We start from the raw sequence: 22,343 nt of genomic DNA, 5'->3' as shown, positions 1-22,343 counted from the left end.
AATCCCTCACTCTCCGCAGAGCTTCAATCGAAAGGTTGGAGCTTTTTTTATAGCTAAGCTTTTACAAGCTGCTCGTTGAGGGATGAGAACCCCCGGGTTCGATTCGAAGAAGGTTCAGGGATCAGCATGGGGATGTGGGGCTGAACCAATCCCTCACTCTCCGCTGAGAGGGTCTTCATCGAGAAGACCCTTTTTTTTTCGTATGTCAACAGTCTAGCCGTATCCTTCATAACTACAGCGATCCGGATAGAGGTTTTATCCTTTGGAAAGCATTTTTGGAAGAAGTAACACTTTAAGAGTGAATTTTAATTCCTCTTCGGATTGGAAATAAGGCATTCGTCGTCCTCCTTCAGCAAGTATGTCGCCAATCCAAATAGACCCTATCCATGAGTGCTCAATTCCAAAAGTATTGGGATAACGTCTATTTGCCCTTCGGGTGCTGCGCAGATTGTCACCATCCATGCAGTTCAGTTCGTCCTCCTCATAGGCGGCTACTTTGTCTGGCGTGGAGCTGTGGAGGAAGTCTGTGAATATTTAGGTTTGGATAAAGAGCAGATAAAAACGGTAATTTAGACCATCGATCAACCATATTGGATGTGTTTTATACTGAAACGTTCATACAGCCTGCCTTGGTAGTCGACGGCATTCGATTAGCCACCATAGAGGAGATTATTGCCATGAAGGTCGATGTTGTTCAACGTATTGGCGGAAAGAAAGATTTTTGGGACCTGCATGAGCTGTTGACTAATCACGATATCCAGACTATGATATATGCTCCCATTTTCTGACCTCTTTACATCGAAGAAATACGTGCGATTTCCTTTAGTGACTTTATCAGTGAATAATTCGATATTGGTGACGACAGACGGGCACATTGGGGTGAAAACCCGTAAATATCATAAAACAAACGAGAAATAACGTAACAGTAAAGTGGCCGTTTATACGGAAATTTGCATTAGTAATTGTATAACGTTAAATTTAAATCATTATGCCAATTCCCAGCCTGTAACACCACACAAAATAAAACATCAGATATGGAACAGCATCAGCACAACCATAGTGACGGGCATGGCAATGGATATCGCGACCACCCTCAGCATTAAAAAGTAATACTGATTACCTGACATAAGAAAAATGAAGCAACTTGAAGATATAACAGAATTTAAGTCATCGCCTGAATTGATAGAGAGACTTTATGAATTCAGCATACAAAAAGAATATGAAGCCGGAAGCGTTCTCCTGAATGAAAACGCTTACATACGTTCAATCCCAATTGTTACCAGAGGAACGCTGAAAGTTATCCGAACAGATGAAGACGGCAAAGAAATTCTGCTCTATTACATCCGATCAGGAGAAAGCTGTATTATGTCCTTTTTGGGCGGTATGCACAACGAAACAAGCAAGGTAAAAGCAGAAGTGGAAGAAGATGCCGAGATTCTTTTTTTGCCTATGGATAAAGTAGCGTTGTTCATTAGGGAATATCCACAGTGGCTGGATTATATTTTCCGTTTGTACCACAAGCGTTTTGAGGAACTGTTGGAAATAGTCAACGATGTTACTTTCAAAAAGGTCGATGAGCGATTGTTATCTTTATTAAATAAAAAGCGGGAACTTACGGGAAGCAATATTTTAAACATAACCCATGAACAATTAGCCAACGAACTGGGTACTGCGCGAACCGTTGTATCACGACTTTTAAAACAGTTGGAAGATATGGGCAAGGTGCAGTTGGGCAGAAACAAAATCATCCTTGTGTGACTAAAGTAGCTGTATAAGATTTGAAATTGATACAATTTTACAGTATCAATTTCAAATATCATATGGAAATAGCAGGCTACTTGGCATCAATTTTTATAGGTATAGCATTAGGAATAATCGGCGGTGGCGGTAGCATACTTACCGTTCCCGTGTTGGTTTACCTGTTCAGCATAGATGCGGTTTTGGCAACCGCATATTCTCTTTTTGTCGTCGGTGCAACCAGTGCCGTCGGTTCATTCTCTTATTTCACTAAAGGTTTGGTCAATATCAGAAAGGCTATCGTTTTTGGTATCCCGTCCATTATCGCCGTTTACCTTACGAGGGCGTTTATCGTCCCTGCCATTCCCAACGAAATTTTCAGCATCGGAAATTTTACTCTTACCAAGAGTATCTTACTGATGCTGCTCTTTGCCATACTGATGATATTCACTTCATACAGTATGATTAAAAAAGAGAAAGACGTAACGGATGAACCACCCCAAAAACAACAATTCAATTATCTCTTAATTCTTATTGAGGGTACACTTGTGGGCATCTTGACAGGGCTTGTCGGTGCAGGTGGCGGGTTTCTGATTATCCCGGCATTGGTGCTGTTGAGTAAATTGCCGATGAAAGAAGCTGTCGGGACATCATTGGTCATCATTGCCGCAAAATCGTTGATTGGCTTCTTGGGAGAAAGTGGCGAAACCGCTATTGATTGGCTGTTTCTGTTAAAGGTATCTGCCTTTGCCATTATCGGCGTTTTCATGGGAATGTCACTTTCCAAAAGAACTAATGCAGAGAAGCTTAAACCCGCTTTCGGTTGGTTTGTGTTGGTAATGGGAGTTTACATTATCGTTAAAGAAACTATTTTGAAATAAATTTTGCTTGTGTGACCAAAGTAGCTGTACAAGAGAAAAAAATAACGGAAATTTGCAGTATCAACAGAATAATCAATCCTTAAAAATAAAGGACTATGTTTTTTGAACACGTTTATGACAAAAGCTTGGCGCAGAGCAGTTACCTGATAGGCTGTCAAGCTACGGGTGAGGCAATCGTAATAGATGCGCAAAGGGATATAGATGTATATCTTGAAATTGCAAAACAGAACAACCTCCGCATCACACACATTACCGAAACCCACATACATGCCGACTTTCTTTGCGGTTCACGAGAGTTGGCTGCCGTTACCGGAGCACCGATGTACCTGTCGGACGAAGGCGGCGAAGACTGGCAATATCAGTTCCCACACAAGGGGTTGAAAAACGGCGATGTGATTAAAGTAGGCAAGCTCACGCTTGAGGTTATGCACACGCCCGGACACACTCCCGAAAGCATCAGCTTTTTGTTGACCGACCATGCTGCAACGGATAAGCCTGTCATGGTGTTCACTGGTGATTTTGTATTTGTGGGCGATATTGGTCGTCCCGATCTATTGGAAAAAGCTGCAGGGCTTACCGGAACAAAAGAAACCGGAGTAAAACAGCTATTCCAATCGCTGAAAAAATTTGCGTCACTGCCTGAATATGTACAGCTATGGTCAGGACACGGAGCAGGTTCGGCTTGTGGTAAGGCTTTGGGGGCAGTACCCAGCTCTACCATAGGATATGAAAAAATCCGTAATTGGGCGTTCCAATATGGCGAAGACGAAAAAGGATTTACCGATTACCTGTTAGCCGACCAGCCCGAGCCGCCTAAATATTTTGCAATGATGAAGCAGCTCAATAAAGTGTCCCGTACTTTGTTGATTGAAGTACCAAAACACCCGAAACTGTCTAAAGAGCAATTCATTTCAGCCTACGAAAAAGGTATCAAGGTGATAGATACCCGCAATAAGACAGATTTTGCCAACGGCTTTATTCCCGGTAGTCTGAATATTCAGGGCAACAACTCATTTTCTACGTGGTGCGGTTGGCTGTTGGACTATCAGGAGCAATTTATACTGATAGCCGACGACAGCCAGATGGAGGACTTGACCCGTAAACTGATGCGTATAGGCTTGGACAACATTTATGGTTACATTTCGGATATCAACGATTTGGGCACTGAACTACAGACCGCAGACGTGATTTCTTTGGACGAGTTTACCAGCTATATCGATAAAGAGAATGTACAGATTGTAGATGTTCGGGGAGAAAGGGAGTATAAATCGGAACATGTAGCCGGTGCAGAAAACATATTTGTGGGAAACTTGCCGGACAATCTGGATAAAATCAGTAAGGACAAACAGGTAATCATCCATTGTCAGGCAGGCGACCGATCAGCGATAGCTTATTCCATCCTTGCCAGGAACGGCTTTAAAAACGTAAAGAACTTTTCGGGCGGCATGAAAGAATGGTTGGCAACCAATGGTAAAACAATGGGCGTGGCCTGCACCAATGTTTAAAATGTGAATGATGGGATTTTCGATCTGTTGGAGAGAAGTCAATGTTCCCAATAACAATTCGTATGTTAAAGCAAAGCGTTAAGACAATGAAAAACTATTTTAAGAACTGGAATTTTATGCGGATGCTACGTTTGGCATTAGGCATCCTTATAATTGTACAGGGTATCATGGCAAACGAATGGCTGCTCGTAGGAGTGGGCGGTCTGTTCTCCTTGATACCTTTAATGAATATGGGTTGTTGCGGTGTATCGGGTTGCAGTACACCTGCTCCGAGAAGCAATAAAAAGACAAAAGATATAACGTATGAGGAAATTCGCTAAAAAACATTTGTCGACCCTGATAGGTGTGGCAATCGTTGCAACCGCAGGCAGCAGCTGCTTTTCAGGTACGTGGCGTACCTACGCTCATTATCTTAAAAAATGGTGAAATACGCTGGAGGCAATCGGGCGTTTTTCCCGCAAATGAATTGGAAAGATTAATTAACAAAAACAGATAAAAATATAAATGTTAGAATTTTTGAAACAACCGTGGGCTTGGTACATTGCCGGTCCATTGGTCGGGCTTACTGTACCAGTGCTTTTAATTGTTGGCAATAAATCATTTGGTATCAGTTCCTCACTACGGCATATATGCGCATCCTGTGTGCCAGCCAATATCCCGTTCTTTAAGTATGACTGGAAAAAAGAAGCGTGGAACCTGTTTTTTGTATTCGGGATATTTTTGGGCGGAGTTATGGCCGTTAATCTTTTATCAAATCCAGCTCCTATCGAGGTCAATCCAAAATTAGCACAGGAATTAGCAGGCTATGGCATTACCGACTATAACAACCTAATCCCGGAAGATATCATTAATTGGCAATCGTTATTTACCATTAAAGGTTTTATCCTGATGGTCGTCGGAGGCTTTTTGGTAGGCTTCGGCACACGCTACGCTGGAGGCTGCACAAGCGGACACACCATTATGGGCTTGTCGAATTTACAGTTGCCCTCACTGATTGCCACCATTAGTTTTATGATTGGCGGTTTCATTATGGCAAATCTCATTTTGCCAATTATTCTTTCACTTTAAACCGACAGAAAATGCAACAAAATACAGATACAGAAAAAGATTTACAGCTTCGGGAACTGGATGGAATGTGTGTAAACGAAAGCCGTTTGGAACACAAAGGTTATCATAACCTCAAATACCTAGTCATTGGAATACTGTTCGGTATCGTCTTCGTAAAATCAGAAGTAGTCAGTTGGTATCGTATACAGGAAATGTTCCGTCTGCAATCGTTCCATATGTACGGCATTATCGGCAGTGCGGTGATAACAGGCATGGTTTCCGTTTTCCTGATAAAGAAATTCAACATCAAAACCATTTACGGCGAACCGATTAAAATTGCTCCCAAAACATTCAATAAAGGTCAAATCTATGGCGGTTTGATTTTCGGTCTGGGCTGGGCAATGACCGGAGCTTGCCCCGGTCCGCTGTTCGCACAGATCGGAACAGGTGCAACCGTCATTGGGGTTACCTTATTGAGCGCCATTGCAGGTACTTGGGTGTACGGCTTGTTAAGAGAGAAAATTCCTCACTAAACCGCAATCACAGAACGACTGCCAGCGCGATGACGAAACCCTATATAATCCGTAAGCGAAAACCCCTACTTAAAATCCCTCGACTTAAACAGATCTCCCTGTGTTCCGCCCCCGTCTTTTTCATCGGCCCTTGCCGGCTTATGTACCGAACCGATATCGCGCACGCCCAGATCAATTCGCAGCAGTTTATTCATGTTATGGCAGGATTCGGCAATGACATGGATCACCTCTCCTTCGATCTGCAGCTTGCCCATCACCATCAGCATCTTCGATTGCAGGATCACCTTTCGGAATACTTCGAAAGTCTTGCCCCAGATCACCAGATTGGCATAACCGGTTTCATCTTCAATCGTGACAAACAGCACCCCTTTGGCCGTACCGGGACGCTGCCGTACCGTGATCAGCCCGCATACCTTGATCAGCGAACCATCCTGCAGCTCTCCCAGTTTACCGCAAGGGGTGACATGCAGCGCATCCAGCTGCTGCCGGGCAAAACTGACCGGATGCGCCTTCAGTGAAAGTCCCGTAGAACCGTAATCCTGAAAGACATGTTCTTTAGCAGATACGGCTGGCAATACCACCTCACGCTCCCGGCTGCTCACCGACGGATGTCCTTCAAACAGGCCGGTAGGATGGTCGGCAAGAGCCGATACCTCCCATAGCGCCTGTCGTCTGTCCAACCCCATCGAGCGGAACGCATCCGCGTCGGCCAACCGTTCCAGCACGGAAAGCGGAACGCCGCAATCCAGCAGCTCGTTGATCGTGCGGTAATGCCGTGCTCTATGGGTTACCAGCCGCCCCAGGCTTTCCTCGCGCAGCCCCTTCACCTGCCGGAATCCCAATCGCACAGTCCGATACGCGCCCGACGGCTCCTCCATCGTGTTGTCCCAGTGTGAATGGTTGACATCGACCGGTCTGACCTCTACACCGTGCTGCCGCGCATCGATCACTAGCTGTGCCGGCGAGTAGAAACCCATCGGCTGGCTGTTCAGCAGCGCCGTTGCAAAGATATCGGGATAATAACATTTCACCCACGAAGAGACGTAAACCAATAACGCAAAACTGGCAGCATGGCTTTCCGGAAAGCCGTAACTTCCGAAACCTTCCAGCTGGCGGAATACCCGGTGTGCAAACTCCTCCTGATAGCCTTTTTTGACCATCCCCTCTACTAGTAGCCGTTCATATTTCGATACCTTACCGTTCGACTTGAATGTGGCCATGCTGCGGCGCAGCCCGTCTGCCTGCGCCGGAGTAAAGCCCGCCGCCACAATCGCAATTTCCATCGCCTGCTCCTGAAACAGTGGCACCCCTAATGTCCGTCCCAAGATCTTCTGCAGCTCCTCGGACGGATATTCCACGGGCTCCTCGCCGTTACGCCGCCGCAGATAGGGGTGTACCATATCCCCTTGTATAGGGCCGGGGCGGACGATAGCCACCTCAATAACCAGATCATAGAACGACTTCGGCCGCAAGCGGGGCAGCATAGACATCTGTGCACGGCTCTCGATCTGGAAGACACCGATGGTATCCGCGTGGCTGACCATTTCATAGACCTTGGGGTCGTCCTGCGGAATATTCGCCAGCGTGAGATCCAGCCCGTAATGTTCTTTTGCCAGATCGAAACACTTGCGGATACAGGTCAGCATACCCAGCGCCAGCACATCGACTTTGAGAAAGCCAAGCACCTCGATATCGTCCTTGTTCCATTCGATATTGGTGCGGTCTTCCATGCGGGCGTTCATGATCGGACACAGATCGGACAGCCTGTTCTGTGTGATGACGAAGCCTCCCGTATGTTGGCCCAGCTGTCGGGGAAAGCCCATGTACTCGCCTGTAAGTTCCAATACCTTCCGAAGTAAAGGATCATTGGCATCAAAACCTTCCGAAGTGGGGGCCGATCTCCCCGAATACCAGTCTTCAGTAAACTCATAACCCGTCTTGGCAAGCCTGTCTACCGCATCGAGGGAAAGCCCCATCGCTTTACCAATATCGCGGACGGCGCCCTTCCAGTGCACCTGTGTAACCGTGGCTACGATCCCTGCGCGGTGGCGGCCATATTTACGGTAGATGTATTGCATCACCTCCTCGCGCCGCTCGTGTTCAAAATCCACGTCGATATCCGGCGGTTCGTTGCGAGCGTCGCTCATAAAACGCGCGAACAACAGGTTAAATTTGGAGGGATCTACGGAAGTGATACCCAAGCAGTAGCAGACAGCCGAGTTGGCGGCCGATCCGCGCCCTTGACAGAGGATGTTCCGCTCGCGAGCGAAACGCACCAGATCATAGACGGTAAGGAAATACGACGCATAGTTCTTCCGACCGATGAATTCCAGCTCCATTGTCAGGGTGGCGCGCATCTTTTCGGGCAGGGGATCGCCGAAACATTCGCGTCCCCCCTTCCAGGTGAGGTATTCCAATTCTTCCATCGGGCTCCGCCCCTCGCTGACAATCTCCTCGGGATAGATATACTCGAGCTCATCCAACGAAAAACGGCAAGCATCAGCCAGCGCCAAGCCATGGGCAAGGGCTTCTGGATACTGCCGAAAAAGGCGGTGCATCTCCTCCACCGGCTTGAGGTAGCGTTCAGCATTAGCATGGAGCCGGAATCCAGCGTTATGGATGGTACTTTTCTCTCGGATACAGGTCAACACATCCTGCAGCTGCCGCCGCCCGGGATCGTGGTAATGCACATCGTTGAGCGCGACAAGCGGGATATCCAGCCGGTCGCCGATCTGCGCCAGACGGTACAGCTTCTTCTGGTCGTCACCGCTATAGAGGAAAGCAGCACCTAGATAGAGATTCGTACTAAAGGCCATACGGTATTCTTCCAGCGCCGCAATAAACCCTTCATCGAACATGAATTCGCTGTTTAGCACATCCGGCGGAATAGCAATAAAACGGATACCCGCGGCGTGTTTATAAACATCTGCTTTGTAGATCAAACACTGGCCTTTCTCGGCGCGAAGGTTGCCCGCTGAAAGCAAAGCGGAAAGACGGCCGTATGCCTCCCTATCCGTCGGATACGCCAACAGGCTTGGCCCATCGACCAAGTCGATCCGGCAGGCGGGGATAAAGCTGATGGGCTTTCCGTGTGCCGCTGCATGCGCCCGGACAATGCCCGCCAGCGTATTGCGGTCGGTCACGGCGATAGCCTTGTAACCCAATGCAACAGCCGCGTCTATAATCTCCTCGGGGTGTGAACCGCCCCGTAGGAAAGAAAAATTGGTGGTTATTTGTAATTCAGCGTATTCCATTTCTATTCTTATTTTAATCAAGCAAAGAAACCATGGAGGAACCATTCGGGATCCCCTTCGCCGTAATGTCCGGAGCGAAACAGCCAGTACCGCGCGCCGTTTTCATCCTCCACCCGGTAATAATCCCGCGGCCGTCCATCTGCTATCCACCACTCCTGTTCGATGCGTTCCGGTCCTTCGGCCTTAGCCAGTTTATAGGTTCTTCCTTTGTGGATAAACAGCAAGGGAGGATAATCCGGCAATACCACCATCACGGATATAGGCTCAGGCCGGGAGAGCAGATGGAGGGGGCGCAATCTATCGGCCGGCCAATCGGTATCCGGTACCTCATCCAAAGAGGATGTCGCCCGGATCGACCGCTCCGGCCAGTGGTGCTGCCGGGGCATATACCGGTGTATAGCGTCCATACCCATCTTTCCGGCGATGGTGTCCAATAGTTCGGCCACCTGCCTGCGCCCGCCCTTGGTTTCCCAGAGTGCCTCCTGCGCCTTCGGCACCTCCTCCACAAACGGTGCTTCCAGTAGGAACAGCTCAATGCCCAGTGCGGGCTCGATGGTCGCTATCTGGAGGGCAAACAGCCGGAATAGGTGTTCGGGGTTGTGCGAGGCCCGGCTGGTGCCGATCTGGATCTGTTGAATATTTCCGTCTACGCGGTAGCCTTTCAGCACACCGCTACGCATTCCCCTGCCCTCTTTGGCCAGCCGCTTGCAGAGGCTTTCGAGCAAGGTCTGTAGGGCGATTTCGATGGCTGGGCGCGTGCGTATAGGTTCCAAACAGGGTAAACGCTCCTGATAGGGCAGCTCGGGAACAATGGGTTCCAGCGTTTCGGGTTCCGTACCCAACGCCTGCCCCAGGCGCAGCAGTAGCGCATCGCCAAAGCGCCGCCGCAACATGGATTTTGGCATGTGGAGAAACTGGCCGATCTCGCGGAAGCCCAGTTTCTCCATCCGCGCCAATACCGATGTTTCGAGGCGAAGTGCGGCAGGCGGCAATGCTTCCAGTATGGCAGCCTGCTGACCGCTCTCCACTATGGTACCCTGCGTTCCGAAATGCGCCTGTGCCCAGGCGGTTCCGATCGTATCGGCTATCGCTATCCTGGTGCCATAGCCCCCTTGGGCTAAGCGGGCGACAATATGATCCAGATAAGGTTTTTCCCCGCCCCATAGATGTGCACAGCCCGATATATCCAACAAGATACCATCCGGCGCGTCTACCGACGCAATCGGGCTGAAACGCAGACACCACTCGGCCAGCGATTCCAGTACGCGTGCGGTGGTAGCCGGGTGATCCGGTAAATTTTGCAACTCAGGTAACATCGCTTTTGCGTCGGCCAGTACCTTCCCCGGCAGGATGCCCTCCTTCCGTGCCCGACGGTTCGATGCGGTAACTACAGTACGCCCGTTTTGCGGTGTGGAAAGCACCAGCGCGAGCTCGCGAAGTTCGGGGCGGCCCTTTTCGATACGATCCGTTGCCAACAGCGGCAGCCAGATCGCCATATAACGCTTAGGCATAATGCTCCCTTTTCGGTGCTGCCACGCGTTGTAGATCGGGCAGTAGCGTAAATTTCCCTTGGCGCCAGCCCATACACCATCTCCCAGGTTTTCCGTTTCTGATCTTTTCAAGCGTTACCTCCCAGCGGGGATGGCCGACGCCGGGCATCTCCTCCGTTACGTAGCTTGCTGTGGGTCTGATCTGCCAGCGGGCAACGCAGGCGAGCGCGCGCTGCCGCCCTGGCCGTCTTCGGTGCAAAAATCCCGTTACCCGGCTTTTCTCTACCGCCAGTTGCAACCGTTGAGATTCGGCAAAACTGACCTCGCTCAGCTCCGCGACTACGGCCGCTAGGGCATCACACTTGAGCCCCTGTTCCATGACCCAGAGAACCTCCTTGTCCCGCTTCACATCTACGAAGATGATCTGGTGAGGCGGTACACCATATCCCTCCAACGCCAAGGGGTACAGGCTCCGTTTCGTACTCACCCATAAACAGAACATCCCTTTTTGAACCAGCCCTGAAAGCAGCCCCGAAATAAATCCGTTAGCCGCGGCTGCGCAGGCAGCCGTAGGGCTGATGAATTCATGCACGGCCCCAGTCGGAAACACACCGCGCGGGAAGGCGTGCGCAATCTCCTGCAAGCCCAGATCCGTTCGTTCCATCTCTATCCTGCCACTTTTGAGCCCCTCCATGAGCAAGATCTGCTCGCGAAGACTTTCAATAATTTCCTTTTTTACACCCTCCATATCCAAAAAAATTAATACATTTGTTATTATTAATAACAAACATGCGTTTCTAATTATAACAAATGGAAACTAAAAAACAAAAGATATTTTTTGCAGCGAACGTGAAATTCCTTCGTGAGCGGCGGCGGATAAGCCAGCAGGATCTGGCCGAAAAGCTCGGTATAACAAGGGCTAAGCTAGCCGCTATCGAGGCAGGAAATACGAAGTCTCCACAGCCGGAAGATTATTTAAATTTTTCAGGTTTTTTTGCGATCAGTATCGATACACTGCTCAAAATTGAGCTCTCGAAGCTGGGGGAACTGAAAATACGCGAGCTGGAAGCGGGCAATGATGTCTATATCAAGGGCGGCAACCTTCGGGTGCTGGCCATCAGTGTAGACCGGAACAACAACGAACATGTGGAGTATGTACCGATCAAAGCCAAAGCCGGTTATGCCGCCGGTTATGCCGACCCAGCTTATATCGCCGCCTTGCCCAAGTATTCCGTACCGAACCTCCCTACCGGGGATACATACCGCATTTTTACCATTTCGGGCGACTCTATGCTACCCATCTCGGAAGGCAGTGATATTACGGGTAAGTATGTCGCAGACTGGACGGCTATTAAACCAGACACACCCTGTATCGTCATCTTAAAAGGAGAACAGGACGTAGTATTCAAAATGGTGACGGTGCATGCGGATGGGACTTTGTTACTGAGATCGCTTAATCCGCTATACGATCCGTACACCGTGGAAGCCGACGAGGTGCTGGAAATCTGGAAATTCCATGCGTATACCAGCCGAGATTTCCCAGAAGGGCAGTCAGATATGGCAGCGATGCTATCGGCGATACGAAGTTTGGAAAGCAAAATGGACCGGATAGGTAAACGTAGTGCTTTTTAAATCATTATATTAACTGATGCGGACCGGTCGTGGTGATACCCGCAAGGCCGTGTACAATAGGAATGTGGAATTGCAACTTAAAATAGGAGACTTTTTTATGCTGCCATTTTCTCTTTTTCCAATAGCATCTCTTCGATCTGCTTAGGGGTTTTATATCCCAGGGTAGAATGTGTTCTTTTGGCATTTGGCGTTTTTGGTTTTTAGACCAAACGGTTTTAGGATGGACTTTTGGTTTGGTATGTCTTTTTTCTGGTTGATACAGAGATCACTCCGCAACCGACTCAATTGCTTTTGCCATTTTTTATCCGTATATTTGTATGCGTTTCAAAAAGGCCCCTATCTCTTATCTTCGAGCACATCGCTTCTATAAGATTTACACCTTATTATTTTATAACTTTAACCCCTTTTAATGTCAAGAAATCAACTTACATTCAAGAAAAAAGAACTTGCTAAAAAACAGCAACAGAAGAAGAAAGAAAAACAAGAAAGACGAGAATTAAACAAATCGGAAAACAACAAAGGCAAACCGTTGGAGGAGATGTTTGCGTATGTGGATGAATTTGGGAATCTCTCCGACACACCACCCTCCCAACCTTACAAATTCAAAGAAGAAGATTTAATCCGTCCGGCAGATAAAGAAGAAGAGTTTCTTTACGGTCGGGTTTCTTACTATAACGAAGCCGGGCACTATGGTTTTATCCGAGATAACCTAAGCAGGGAGACCGTTTATTTTAACGATTCCCTAGTTGGTATGGTTTTAGCCGTCGACCAAAAAGTAAAATATAAATATATCCGTACGAAACAAGGAAATCAAGTTTCAGAAATAGAACTACAGCCGTAATCTTTCAGGTTAAATAAAAAAAATGGCGAGTTTAAAAACTCGCCATTTTTAATATGAAAAGTAACCTGATACATTATCAGATTACCTCTTCATTATTGTGCTACGCGTACATTCACCGCGTTAAGCCCTTTTTTCCCTTGCTCTACATCAAATGTAACGGTGTCATTTTCACGAACCTCGTGTACTAGACCTGTTGAATGTACAAAGACGTCCTGACCACCATTGCTTGGTGTAATAAAACCGAAACCCTTGGTAACGTTAAAGAATTTTACTGTTCCTTCTTGCATTGTATTAATTGTTTATTGATAAATTATTATTTCTTTCTTTGGCAATTGGCAATTGAAAGCCAATTAATTTTTGAATTTTTAACAGAGTCGGCTTTTCTTCCTCACTACATAAGGAAAGTGCTTTCCCTTCTTTTCCAGCTCTCCCTGTCCGCCCGATACGATGTACGTATGTTTCAGAGTCTACCGGCAAATCGTAATTGATAACAAACGGAAGCTCTTGGATATCGATACCTCTCGCAGCAATATCCGTAGCGATCAATATATTGACCCCACCATTTTTAAAAGATGACAATGCGCGTTGTCGGGCTGTTTGCGATTTATTTCCGTGTATACTAGCTGCTACTATTCCGCCCTTACCCAATATTCTAACTAATCGATCCGCACCATGTTTTGTACGCGTAAAAATTAAGGTTTGTTTCACATCACTATTTCGCAACACATTGGCTAGGAAAGCCGCCTTATCTTTCTTTTCGACAAAAGAAACAGATTGCACAATCTTTTCTGCGGTCGAAGAGACGGGAGAAACATTAATTTCAGCAGGATGATGCAGGATGGTATTCGCAAACTTTCGGATCTCATTAGGCATAGTTGCCGAAAAGAATAGCGTTTGTCTTTTCTGCGGGATATACTTCAAAATACGCTTTATATCGTGTACAAATCCCATATCTAGCATACTATCCGCTTCATCCAACACCAACATTTTAACTTCGCTAAGGCTCACATGTCCTTGGTTGATCAGGTCCATCAGTCTGCCTGGTGTGGCGATAAGCATGTCTACCCCCTTGCGCACCCGATCCACTTGGGTAACTTGAGAAACACCGCCATAAATCGCCAATCGACTAACACGAATATGCTTACTGTATGCTGCTACACTTTGGTCAATCTGTATGGCCAACTCCCGAGTCGGGACAAGCACCAATGCACGGGGCATTTTGTATTTTTTAGTATCCGACTCCAGCAGCTGCAAAATAGGCAATGCAAAGGCTGCTGTTTTGCCGGTTCCGGTTTGTGCACAACCGATAATATCCTTCCCCTCCAATATAAGTGGTATTGCCTGCTTCTGTATCGGTGTTGCCAACGTATACCCTATGTCGTTGACGGCTTTTATAATAGGATCTATTATCCCAAAATTCTTAAAACTCATTTTTTGTAAATTATGATATCTCCACAAGACGTTGCTTGCTTCCAAAGAGAACCATGCATTTTATTTGTTAGCAGTAATATATCAAGATGTTCAGATCGGAGGGTTTCATCGCCAATCAGCACGAGCGCTGTTTATATTTATGATAACTTAAATGGCAACTGAAAAAACTAAAGTTGATCCCAAAAGTAATGAAAAGGAAATCAAAAAAAGCGTAGGCAGGGCCTTGTCCGGTCAAAGATAATGCTAATTATTTATAAATAAAACATTTTTCTTTATTTTCTGCACCATCTGCTACAATATACAATTATCTAGACATTGCCTGAATAACCTTGACATGCGACATAAAAGCCTGTCGAAAGGATCTAAACTCGATATATTGGATATTGTATTCTCTGCAGGTTTGCTGTACAATTTTATTGAGCGCGGGATAATGTACGTGGCTAATCCGCGGAAAAAGATGATGTTCTACTTGAAAGTTGAGCCCTCCTAACAACCAGGTCAGTACATTATTCTTCGTAGCAAAATTCGCCGTGGATTGGATCTGATGAATCATCCATTCTTCCTCGACCTTCGATTCATCCAACGTTTTGAACTCCGTTTCCGAAACAACATGTGCCAATTGGAAAACAGTAGCCAAACTGATACCGCATACGGCACCCGCGATGCCTAATCCGATTAATGTCGGTAACCATCCTACGTATAATATAGGAACCACGACAAACATGATGAAATGTAACACCTTACTTGTCCAAAAGATAATTCTCTCCCGCAATGGAAAGTGAAATTTAGCCGAATTTCCTCCCATCTTCTGCCTAAAATATTTTTCGTAATCTTGATAGAATATCCACGCTAGATAAGAAACCCCATATAGAAAAATAAAATAAAACGATTGGTACCGGTGATGTTTTTTCAATTGCTGATCATGATGAATCCGCATGAATTTAACTTCAATGTCGTGATCTTCTCCCTCAATATTGGTATAGGTATGATGTGCGATATTATGCTTAAGTTTCCAAAAGTAGATATTCCCTCCCAAAAGATTCAATGTATAGGAAAGCACGGTATTCAAATTTTTATTATCCGAAAATGAGTTATGCCCCGCATCGTGCATAATATTGAAACCGATTGCCGCAAGATTAATCCCGAACAAGGCACAAAGCACTATACTGATGGACCAATGCGGTTGTACAAAAACCAAAACGGTGTACAAAAGCGCAAAGGCAGCCAATAGCACTGCTGCCTTAATAAATATGCGTCTATTTCCAGTCTTCTTTTTATAGGTGCTCGTGAAATAATCGTTGATTTTAATTTTAAGGGATTTTGAAAACAATGTATTGACATTGTTAAACTTAACGGATGAGCTCATTAGATATTGTAAAGTGGTATTGATCTTCTGTTTTATTGTCTAGTCTAATATGGCTAGTATTTTTTTTGTAAAGATAAGCGATAAATTTGAATAATGTATGGAATCTACAGTTAAATGAATGTTAAATTAAAGTGTTAAAAGTTGTTAATGCCTGTTGAGCCATACAACATTTTACGCAGACCAACGTTATATAAGTAATTCATAATTTAGGTTAATAATTGGTTAGTTAATGAAAATCCCGAAGCTCCCCGCTTCGGGATTTCTTTTTATGAGCTATTCTGAATAATCTATAAAAGCAAAAGGGTTCAGATTAAATCTGAACCCTTTCTTACTTCTTTACTTCGTATCTTTTTTTCCGTTTCTATGTTTCTTCTTGTTTCTATGTTTCATTTTTCGAATAAACCCTTTGCTTATTCTTTGCCGATACATTTTTCCATAAAGAAGCGTTTATTTAAAAGTATCTCGTTTTAGCGATCCTGTATTTTTGCTTCTCTTTATATTAAAAACGCTGGTATGTGTAATATATTGTATAAAAATTATATTTTTTTATAGTTATGGTAAGCGTTTGATTGAATGATATTTATCGCATTAGCGTAACGCCGTAATCTCCTGCCAATTCAACACATTTTCATATACTGCTATTTCATGCAAGTCGTGATTTGGAGAAGAAATAACTACGCCAGCGCGGTCCAGCTTCCCGATAGCTACATGTTGATCGAGTAAACCATTGATATAGATGGAGCAAGTTCCTCTATCATAAACCAAAGTAAGTTCCAGATATATCAGCTTCTCCAGCGCATACCATCTTCCGTTCGTACCTCGATCAGCCCGCAGCCAACTATCCGCCGTTGCCAATTTATTTCCGCTGATATATTTCTTACCGACGTAGGACAGTTCCGGTTGCAGGGTTTCGGCATTGACCGCATAAATAAGTTCCCCGATTTTTAATACTGTTCCTTTATAGTTGGCTGTATCCAATTGAATTTTGGTATGGATAGTAAACTTGTTAGGCAACTTTCCACTAAATTGCGTACCCTCAGACAGCAATCGTCTTCTGGGTTGCTTGTCCTCTTTAAATCCGGAAAAATCAGCATGGATGGCGGTTGGATAACCCGGTCTGCTTTTGCTGACAATCCAATCATAATAATCGCCATGCATCCACATAAGGCGCAGAGGTGTTCTGTTACTCCCTTGAATCATGTATGGGCGAACGTTATTTTTCACTGAATTATGTGTAATGGTGTCAGTAGAGACAACCTGCCCGGCATCATCCAATGTATATTTTATTATCTCGTACACACGACCGTGTTTACCTTCTACCGGTACCGAACAATACACCTGATTCACATTATCTGGGTCGATTGCCATCCCTCCGCTATAGCACATCTCCAAATTCTCCGTCTGATGGAAATGTCCGCCACCATTTGCCAAAAATGTCTTCTGCCATGTGGCTCCCGTCCATTTGCCATAATAATAATCGTGCGATTTTTTATCCTCGCTTATCCGAACGAATGCGATTACTGGAGCACCGTCTTTATCCATAGCCACTTGCCAGACCCAATCCCGCAGTTGCGGATTGTCCACAACGGTCGCAGGGAATCGCTGGACATATTCTTTTGTCGTATTGACACGAAATACACCCTCCTCGATAGCCGAAAGTTCCCTACCTCCTACATCGTGTAAGGTCATCGTATTCACATCCACATAGTTGAAATAGAGAAAATTCGGGTTTTCGTTATCCGGATGCCCCGTTGTATAGACCATATAAATCTTATCTTTCCCATTAGACATATATTTAGCGTAGGGACGGGAACCTGTAGACTGGACAATTTGATACGGCTTATCAACAAAACGCACCTCATCCCGTTCGCCCGGTAAAGAAAGTTTCGCAATAGTGGGATGCCATTTCAGTCCACGCCAGCAGAGATAAATATGATCAGGATCATCGGCAAGTATAAAAGGTGACGGATACGTGGTATTATGATCCGTCTCCAAGCGTTTTTCTTCACCCAGCGTCGTAATATCGCCCGGCTTTTGGGAAATACGGTAATAAAAACAAGCTTCGTCGGTATGTCTCGAATAAAAGATCATCACCCGATCGTCCGGAAGTACCAAAAACGTTGGGTTGTTATGGTCATCCGGCTGAAACCAGGAACGTACCAGTACCTCCACTTGTTCGTTCTTTACAAAATCGTACTGCATCGCTTTGATATTACCATGCACATCAATATAACCGATGTATGTTTTTCGGATTTTCTTCTTCGAGTTTTCATGATGAATAGCTCGTGGATCCGCAAACCAACACCAAGCACCTTCTGGACTTACCTCATAGCCACTTGATATTTGTGCAAACAACGGAAAGACGAACGAACTTAAAAGCAATAATGGTAATAGTAAGATTCTTTTCATATATAATTTTGTCAGCATAAAATTTCAGTTAAGGTTTTTTATACCCTACACATATAACATGTCGACAATATAAAGTAAAGATTTCTCTTCTTCATGCGTACATCATAAAATTCCCATTATCCCCCCCTTTTTATACGAATCTGTCCTTAATACAGGCACGAGATAATATGTATCATTGCATAACGATTTCGCTGATAACAAATTATTTACACTTATGCACAAATTATGGGCTATATGCTTACTTTTACTTATACTATCATATAATACTATAAAAGCCTCCACGGCAAAAGTGGATTCAATAAATATTCAATCAGCTCCATATCCCGTCTCTTGGGTGGCAAACGATGGATGGAGCAATATCCATTTCCGGGATATCGAGCGAAACAACAATGTGTCTTTGGCCATTTCGGACAATCTATCTGAGAATATATGGTCGGTCCATGATATTTATCCCCGAAGTGTCGGCGAATGGGAACCCTCTTATGACACCGAACTCTGGAAACGGAAACAATGTCTGGATATTTATTTACAGGAAGTGGAGCAGGTCGACGGCGAAGGAAAAGCAAATCGTGCACCAACGAAAGTCGGGGTGCTACAATGGAAACCCAATAAAAAAGGAGACTAAAATTTGGCTTCTATTCGATTAAAATATGGAGATCGTAAACACGATCTGCAAAAACAGGAAGATATCCTGAAAAACCTTCGGGAGAGATTCGGCTGTACCCAACAGGAAGTTGCTGACGGGTTATATGTCAGCCGGCAAACTTACTCCTCTTGGGAATGCGGGCGTAGTGAAATTCCTTTGTCCAGTTTTCTACAACTGGCGGTGTTCTACGATATGGATATAGAAGAACTCATACAAGCGTTGTTCTGATACAAAATCATACAGATAAAGGTATTTTTCAGTTACCTAAACCAGCCCCTCTAACAGTACTTTGCTGTAGCGGGGCTATCTTTTTGATGTGAAAATTTGTAGCATGGAAGTACAGGGAAGCAAATTTTGAGGTCGCTTCCCGAGATCGGTTATATAAAGAGGAAGTCCTTACTCAACATCTGCTTCCTGCCATTTCTCGCCCGATTTCTTCCACAACAGCCGTGTTTTAAAGATATGCTCCGGCTGGTTGATTTTCGATGAGGCTTGAATCACGTGGCTGATGTTCGCTTCGGGATGTAAGCCAGCTGAAGTCACTACCTCTACTTTATCCCAACCCGCTAATGGTATCATGGCCAACTGATATATCCCATTATCCAATATCGTTACCTGATATCCAGCTATTGTTTCTTGACGTTGTTGAATCGATTTGCCATCCAATTCTGGTAAAGCATAGTGTCCGAAATTCACTGTTTTCCCACTTGCTCCGAATAGCGTATCAACACGCAATATACCATTCGCTTTTATATTGTCTGTCAGCTTCATCCGAACAGATGTATCTGATCCCCAGATCGCTTCCCTACGATAGACGTTATCATCATAAGATTGGAATGTGTACATGCGGAACGTTTCCCATTTTTTTCCATCATCAGATAATGCGTAGTTCATCGAAACCGTACCATCTTCCCCATCCGCTTGCCATGGAAAAGCACTACTATACGATAGCTTTGTGTAGTTTTCCGTTCCTTCGTAATACCCCACTTTCCACGTCCCGCTCCACGCTCGTATTTCAGCAGCCCCTATATCGGCATAATCGGTAATCAAGATATTTGACCCTTCTGAATACCGCTGCACAAGGCCGTGTTGCGCTATCCCATCTGCCCAATCACCTTCATTTTCTACTGCTGTCCAAAAAATATTGTCCTTGGGTATCAATAATCCGGTCAAAAAGACTTTACCCAACCAAAAGGCACTCCCTCTACAGCTGTACTGCTGTACGGCCGGCTCAAAGGCTCCGTAAAAACCTAAAGTGGGCAGACGATCTGATAGAAAATCCGGGTGCTCCAAAAATTGGAGTAAAGTGCCCGACGCTATACGGCGCATCCAGCCATAATTTACATCCTCCCGATCCTTCAACAAGCCCATCAGTGGAAATGGTGCTGCAGCGCCCATACGGTAAGCAATGCTGCGCCCCCACATGATCATCTTACCATCCCGGGCAAACATATACGGATAGGTATCCGTCAAATCACCCAAATTATCCATAAATTGCTTGGCATCCTCCGGATAGTGACGCTTTCCGAACATGTCAGCCCACAACACGCCATACATCTGAAACGCCCACATGCTATAGTAATCGTAATAAGGACTATCGTTGTACCAGCCTTGCCCCGCGTAATCATGTAGCACTTTTTTTACCAGTTCTTCTAATTTAGTTTCATTGACATCGTAACCTTGGTCTTTGAATAAACTGAGGATAAAAATATTGAAAAAGCGCCAATTCATATCGATAGTCGGGCCATCCCCGTAGCTCAACATTAAGTGGGACAGCTTTTCCTTTTGGTCGTCAGATAAAGGTTCCCAAAGGATTTCCGGTGCTGCCATTAGGGAAATAGCCAATCCACCAAATTCAACCAGTATTTGACTAGGCCCTCCATTTGGAGCACGTGGTGCAATATAGCTTGAGCTGCTTGTATCCGATAAGCGCATGATCTGATTCCGATAGTAGTCTGCTATCGGTATGCCCTGAATGGTCAATTCAGGTTCATCTTTTAAAAGCGGAGCGGCAATAAACAAAGTTCGGCACAGCCCTTCCAATATTTCTGTCGGTGTATGTTTTCCATCGCGCGGATAGCTTTTGCCGGGTTGCTTCGGAAATAGCAGTGGATCGTCCAGCGTCTTTACGTACGAAAAAGCGCCGTCCAACAAATACTTGCCCGCTTCTTTCCAATGTTCGCGGGTCATTCCAGTAAACGGACTTCCCTTTTTATCGGGGTTATCAACGTGAAACACCGTTTGCGCCCGCATGGGCAGACTATATAGCACTGTTGATAGCAACACCAAACAGATTCGAAGTATATTCTCTTGTTTCATATGTAAATAATTTGTCTTTTAAAGGCCATATGGAATGTCCAGATTATCTTCGATGAGCCCTTCGGGGTTATTTTTATTCGTATTTGTGTTTTTGCAATCATGGATATTTCATATTCATTCTTCGTTTACTTGCCCAAAAAACGATACATTTCCGATGCCGCCAATAAAAATGCCCCTACACCAAAGGGCGCAGTCGAATTTTGGTCGACAATCTGTCCCGGAATAGCCCGCTCCCCTATTGGTTGTACAAAACCAAGATGTCCGTTTGGTTGCAATGCTTCTTTAGACAGATATTCCCAAGCCTTTTTTACCGTGGGCAAATATGCCCTTTTTATCCAAATAACCGTTGTTTATTCCCCATAGCAAGCCATAGGTAAAAAAAGCTGTACCGCTTGTCTCCGGCCCGGGCGCATGATCTTTGTCCAACATACTTCGTGTCCAATATCCTTCCGGTTGTTGCGATTTACGCACAGCTTCTGCCATTGCCGTAAACTTTTCTACATACACATCGCGGTGCGGCGCATCTTTAGGTAAATCCGCCAATACCTTTGCCAATCCAGCCAGCACCCAACCATCGCCTCTCGCCCAAAAGTCCTTTTTCCCATTTGCAGATTTATGCTTTGGATACACGTATTTTGCATCTCGATAATACAAGTTTTCTTCATCATCAAACATAATGCTGTTGGCATATTCAAAATAAGTGTGTAGTTTCTCCAGATAGATATCTTCTTCCGTAAGATGATACATTTTAGTCATCACCGGCATCACCATATATAATCCATCCGACCACCACCAATAATCGTTGTTAGGCGTACTAACTTGGTAAGCCATCACTTCTTTTGCCCGTGCAACTTTCTTCGGATCGGGCTTCAAATTATACAGATCAATATAAGTTTGAAAGCAGATCTGCCAGTCGCCAAACAGCACATAATCATCTTTTTCACCATACGAATATTTCCATTCGGATTTATTGTCCGATTTCGCTCCTTTCCATTCGTTGTGCTCTGCCCAACGTTCTGAATAAGCCAAGTATTGTGGATTTTGGGTTATTTTATACGCTTCCATATTACCCGTATGATAGGCTGCGATATCCCAGAACGCCCATTTTTCAGCAAAATGATTTGCTTGCCAGTAATCGTTACTGGACTTCAAGGCTTTAAGTACATCTTTCTTTTTGGGTAGTTTTTGGGCATGAACTATCCCAGCGGTTAAACTGACCGCGAGCAACAACATTGTTATTCTCCTCATTATT

The 22,343-nt window shown here is 45.2% G+C and carries 22 protein-coding genes; 11 read left to right on the top strand and 11 right to left on the bottom strand.

Annotated features, from left to right (window positions below):
- Positions 1 to 53 precede the first annotated feature (53 nt).
- Positions 54 to 179, bottom strand: a complete 126-nt coding sequence (locus LKO28_RS15465; RefSeq protein WP_262906112.1) for a hypothetical protein — start codon at positions 177 to 179, stop codon at positions 54 to 56.
- A 417-nt stretch (positions 180 to 596) separates the two neighbouring features.
- On the opposite strand from LKO28_RS15465, the gene LKO28_RS12790 reads away from it, so the two are divergent.
- The 7 genes from LKO28_RS12790 to LKO28_RS12760 all read left to right on the top strand — a co-directional run bounded on the left by LKO28_RS12790 (position 597) and on the right by LKO28_RS12760 (position 5,703).
- Positions 597 to 788, top strand: a complete 192-nt coding sequence (locus tag LKO28_RS12790) for a hypothetical protein (protein ID WP_227695307.1) — start codon at positions 597 to 599, stop codon at positions 786 to 788.
- Positions 789 to 1,134: 346 nt separating this feature from the next.
- Entirely contained in the window at positions 1,135 to 1,758 is a 624-nt protein-coding gene (locus tag LKO28_RS12785; RefSeq protein WP_227695306.1) for a Crp/Fnr family transcriptional regulator, read from the top strand.
- 62 nt (positions 1,759 to 1,820) lie between these two features.
- The gene (locus LKO28_RS12780) at positions 1,821 to 2,618 is read left to right on the top strand and encodes a sulfite exporter TauE/SafE family protein (protein WP_227695305.1); all 798 of its coding nucleotides are present in this window, start codon (positions 1,821 to 1,823) and stop codon (positions 2,616 to 2,618) included.
- Between the two features lie 95 nt (positions 2,619 to 2,713).
- A complete protein-coding gene (locus tag LKO28_RS12775; protein WP_227695304.1) occupies positions 2,714 to 4,123 on the top strand; it encodes an MBL fold metallo-hydrolase in 1,410 nt (469 codons plus the stop codon).
- An 86-nt stretch (positions 4,124 to 4,209) separates the two neighbouring features.
- Positions 4,210 to 4,443 (top strand): hypothetical protein, encoded by a 234-nt coding sequence (locus LKO28_RS12770; RefSeq protein WP_227695303.1) that lies wholly within the window; start codon positions 4,210 to 4,212, stop codon positions 4,441 to 4,443.
- A gap of 196 nt (positions 4,444 to 4,639) precedes the next feature.
- Positions 4,640 to 5,191: a YeeE/YedE family protein gene (locus LKO28_RS12765; protein ID WP_227695302.1), complete on the top strand. Its 552-nt coding sequence runs from the start codon at positions 4,640 to 4,642 to the stop codon at positions 5,189 to 5,191.
- An 11-nt stretch (positions 5,192 to 5,202) separates the two neighbouring features.
- Entirely contained in the window at positions 5,203 to 5,703 is a 501-nt protein-coding gene (locus tag LKO28_RS12760; RefSeq protein ID WP_227695301.1) for a DUF6691 family protein, read from the top strand.
- 65 nt (positions 5,704 to 5,768) lie between these two features.
- On the opposite strand, the gene LKO28_RS12755 is transcribed toward LKO28_RS12760, so the two are convergent.
- The 3 genes from LKO28_RS12755 to LKO28_RS12745 are packed head-to-tail and all read right to left on the bottom strand — an operon-like array spanning position 5,769 to position 11,234.
- Positions 5,769 to 8,957 (bottom strand): error-prone DNA polymerase, encoded by a 3,189-nt coding sequence (locus tag LKO28_RS12755; RefSeq protein WP_227695299.1) that lies wholly within the window; start codon positions 8,955 to 8,957, stop codon positions 5,769 to 5,771.
- 17 nt (positions 8,958 to 8,974) lie between these two features.
- Complete coding sequence (locus LKO28_RS12750) at positions 8,975 to 10,468, bottom strand: Y-family DNA polymerase (RefSeq protein ID WP_227695298.1); 1,494 nt, start codon at positions 10,466 to 10,468, stop codon at positions 8,975 to 8,977.
- Positions 10,461 to 11,234 carry an ImuA family protein gene (locus LKO28_RS12745; RefSeq protein ID WP_227695297.1) on the bottom strand — a complete coding sequence of 258 codons (774 nt, stop codon included), beginning with the start codon at positions 11,232 to 11,234 and terminating at the stop codon, positions 10,461 to 10,463. The genes LKO28_RS12750 and LKO28_RS12745 overlap by 8 nt, the downstream gene beginning before the upstream one ends.
- Positions 11,235 to 11,257: 23 nt before the next feature.
- Between LKO28_RS12745 and LKO28_RS12740 the strand changes: the two genes are divergently transcribed.
- Positions 11,258 to 12,079, top strand: a complete 822-nt coding sequence (locus tag LKO28_RS12740) for an XRE family transcriptional regulator (RefSeq protein ID WP_227695296.1) — start codon at positions 11,258 to 11,260, stop codon at positions 12,077 to 12,079.
- A 409-nt stretch (positions 12,080 to 12,488) separates the two neighbouring features.
- Complete coding sequence (locus tag LKO28_RS12735; RefSeq protein WP_227695295.1) at positions 12,489 to 12,920, top strand: cold-shock protein; 432 nt, start codon at positions 12,489 to 12,491, stop codon at positions 12,918 to 12,920.
- Between the two features lie 92 nt (positions 12,921 to 13,012).
- On the opposite strand, the gene LKO28_RS12730 is transcribed toward LKO28_RS12735, so the two are convergent.
- The 4 genes from LKO28_RS12730 to LKO28_RS12715 all read right to left on the bottom strand — a co-directional run bounded on the left by LKO28_RS12730 (position 13,013) and on the right by LKO28_RS12715 (position 18,126).
- Complete coding sequence (locus LKO28_RS12730; protein ID WP_227695294.1) at positions 13,013 to 13,207, bottom strand: cold-shock protein; 195 nt, start codon at positions 13,205 to 13,207, stop codon at positions 13,013 to 13,015.
- Between the two features lie 4 nt (positions 13,208 to 13,211).
- Positions 13,212 to 14,351 carry a DEAD/DEAH box helicase gene (locus LKO28_RS12725; RefSeq protein ID WP_227695292.1) on the bottom strand — a complete coding sequence of 380 codons (1,140 nt, stop codon included), beginning with the start codon at positions 14,349 to 14,351 and terminating at the stop codon, positions 13,212 to 13,214.
- A gap of 304 nt (positions 14,352 to 14,655) precedes the next feature.
- A complete protein-coding gene (locus tag LKO28_RS12720) occupies positions 14,656 to 15,717 on the bottom strand; it encodes a fatty acid desaturase family protein (RefSeq protein WP_227695291.1) in 1,062 nt (353 codons plus the stop codon).
- Positions 15,718 to 16,305: 588 nt separating this feature from the next.
- A complete protein-coding gene (locus tag LKO28_RS12715; RefSeq protein WP_227695290.1) occupies positions 16,306 to 18,126 on the bottom strand; it encodes a BNR repeat-containing protein in 1,821 nt (606 codons plus the stop codon).
- Positions 18,127 to 18,415: 289 nt separating this feature from the next.
- Between LKO28_RS12715 and LKO28_RS12710 the strand changes: the two genes are divergently transcribed.
- The gene (locus LKO28_RS12710; RefSeq protein WP_227695289.1) at positions 18,416 to 18,751 is read left to right on the top strand and encodes a hypothetical protein; all 336 of its coding nucleotides are present in this window, start codon (positions 18,416 to 18,418) and stop codon (positions 18,749 to 18,751) included.
- A 3-nt stretch (positions 18,752 to 18,754) separates the two neighbouring features.
- Complete coding sequence (locus tag LKO28_RS12705; RefSeq protein ID WP_227695288.1) at positions 18,755 to 19,000, top strand: helix-turn-helix domain-containing protein; 246 nt, start codon at positions 18,755 to 18,757, stop codon at positions 18,998 to 19,000.
- A 168-nt stretch (positions 19,001 to 19,168) separates the two neighbouring features.
- On the opposite strand, the gene LKO28_RS12700 is transcribed toward LKO28_RS12705, so the two are convergent.
- From LKO28_RS12700 to LKO28_RS12695, 3 genes are all read right to left on the bottom strand, one after another.
- On the bottom strand, positions 19,169 to 21,091 hold the full coding sequence (locus LKO28_RS12700; protein ID WP_227695287.1) for a DUF2264 domain-containing protein: 1,923 nt from the start codon (positions 21,089 to 21,091) through the stop codon (positions 19,169 to 19,171).
- Between the two features lie 125 nt (positions 21,092 to 21,216).
- Positions 21,217 to 21,411 (bottom strand): glycoside hydrolase family 88 protein, encoded by a 195-nt coding sequence (locus LKO28_RS15460; RefSeq protein WP_262906111.1) that lies wholly within the window; start codon positions 21,409 to 21,411, stop codon positions 21,217 to 21,219.
- On the bottom strand, positions 21,374 to 22,339 hold the full coding sequence (locus LKO28_RS12695) for a glycoside hydrolase family 88 protein (RefSeq protein WP_262906108.1): 966 nt from the start codon (positions 22,337 to 22,339) through the stop codon (positions 21,374 to 21,376). Before LKO28_RS12695 ends, LKO28_RS15460 begins: the two co-directional genes overlap by 38 nt.
- Between the last annotated feature and the right edge of the window lie 4 nt (positions 22,340 to 22,343).

The sequence above is a fragment of the Sphingobacterium sp. FBM7-1 genome, assembly GCF_020687765.1.
Classification (GTDB): domain Bacteria; phylum Bacteroidota; class Bacteroidia; order Sphingobacteriales; family Sphingobacteriaceae; genus Sphingobacterium.
Note: the sequence above shows the minus strand (reverse complement) of the source record. Positions and strands in the feature narration are given on the sequence as shown.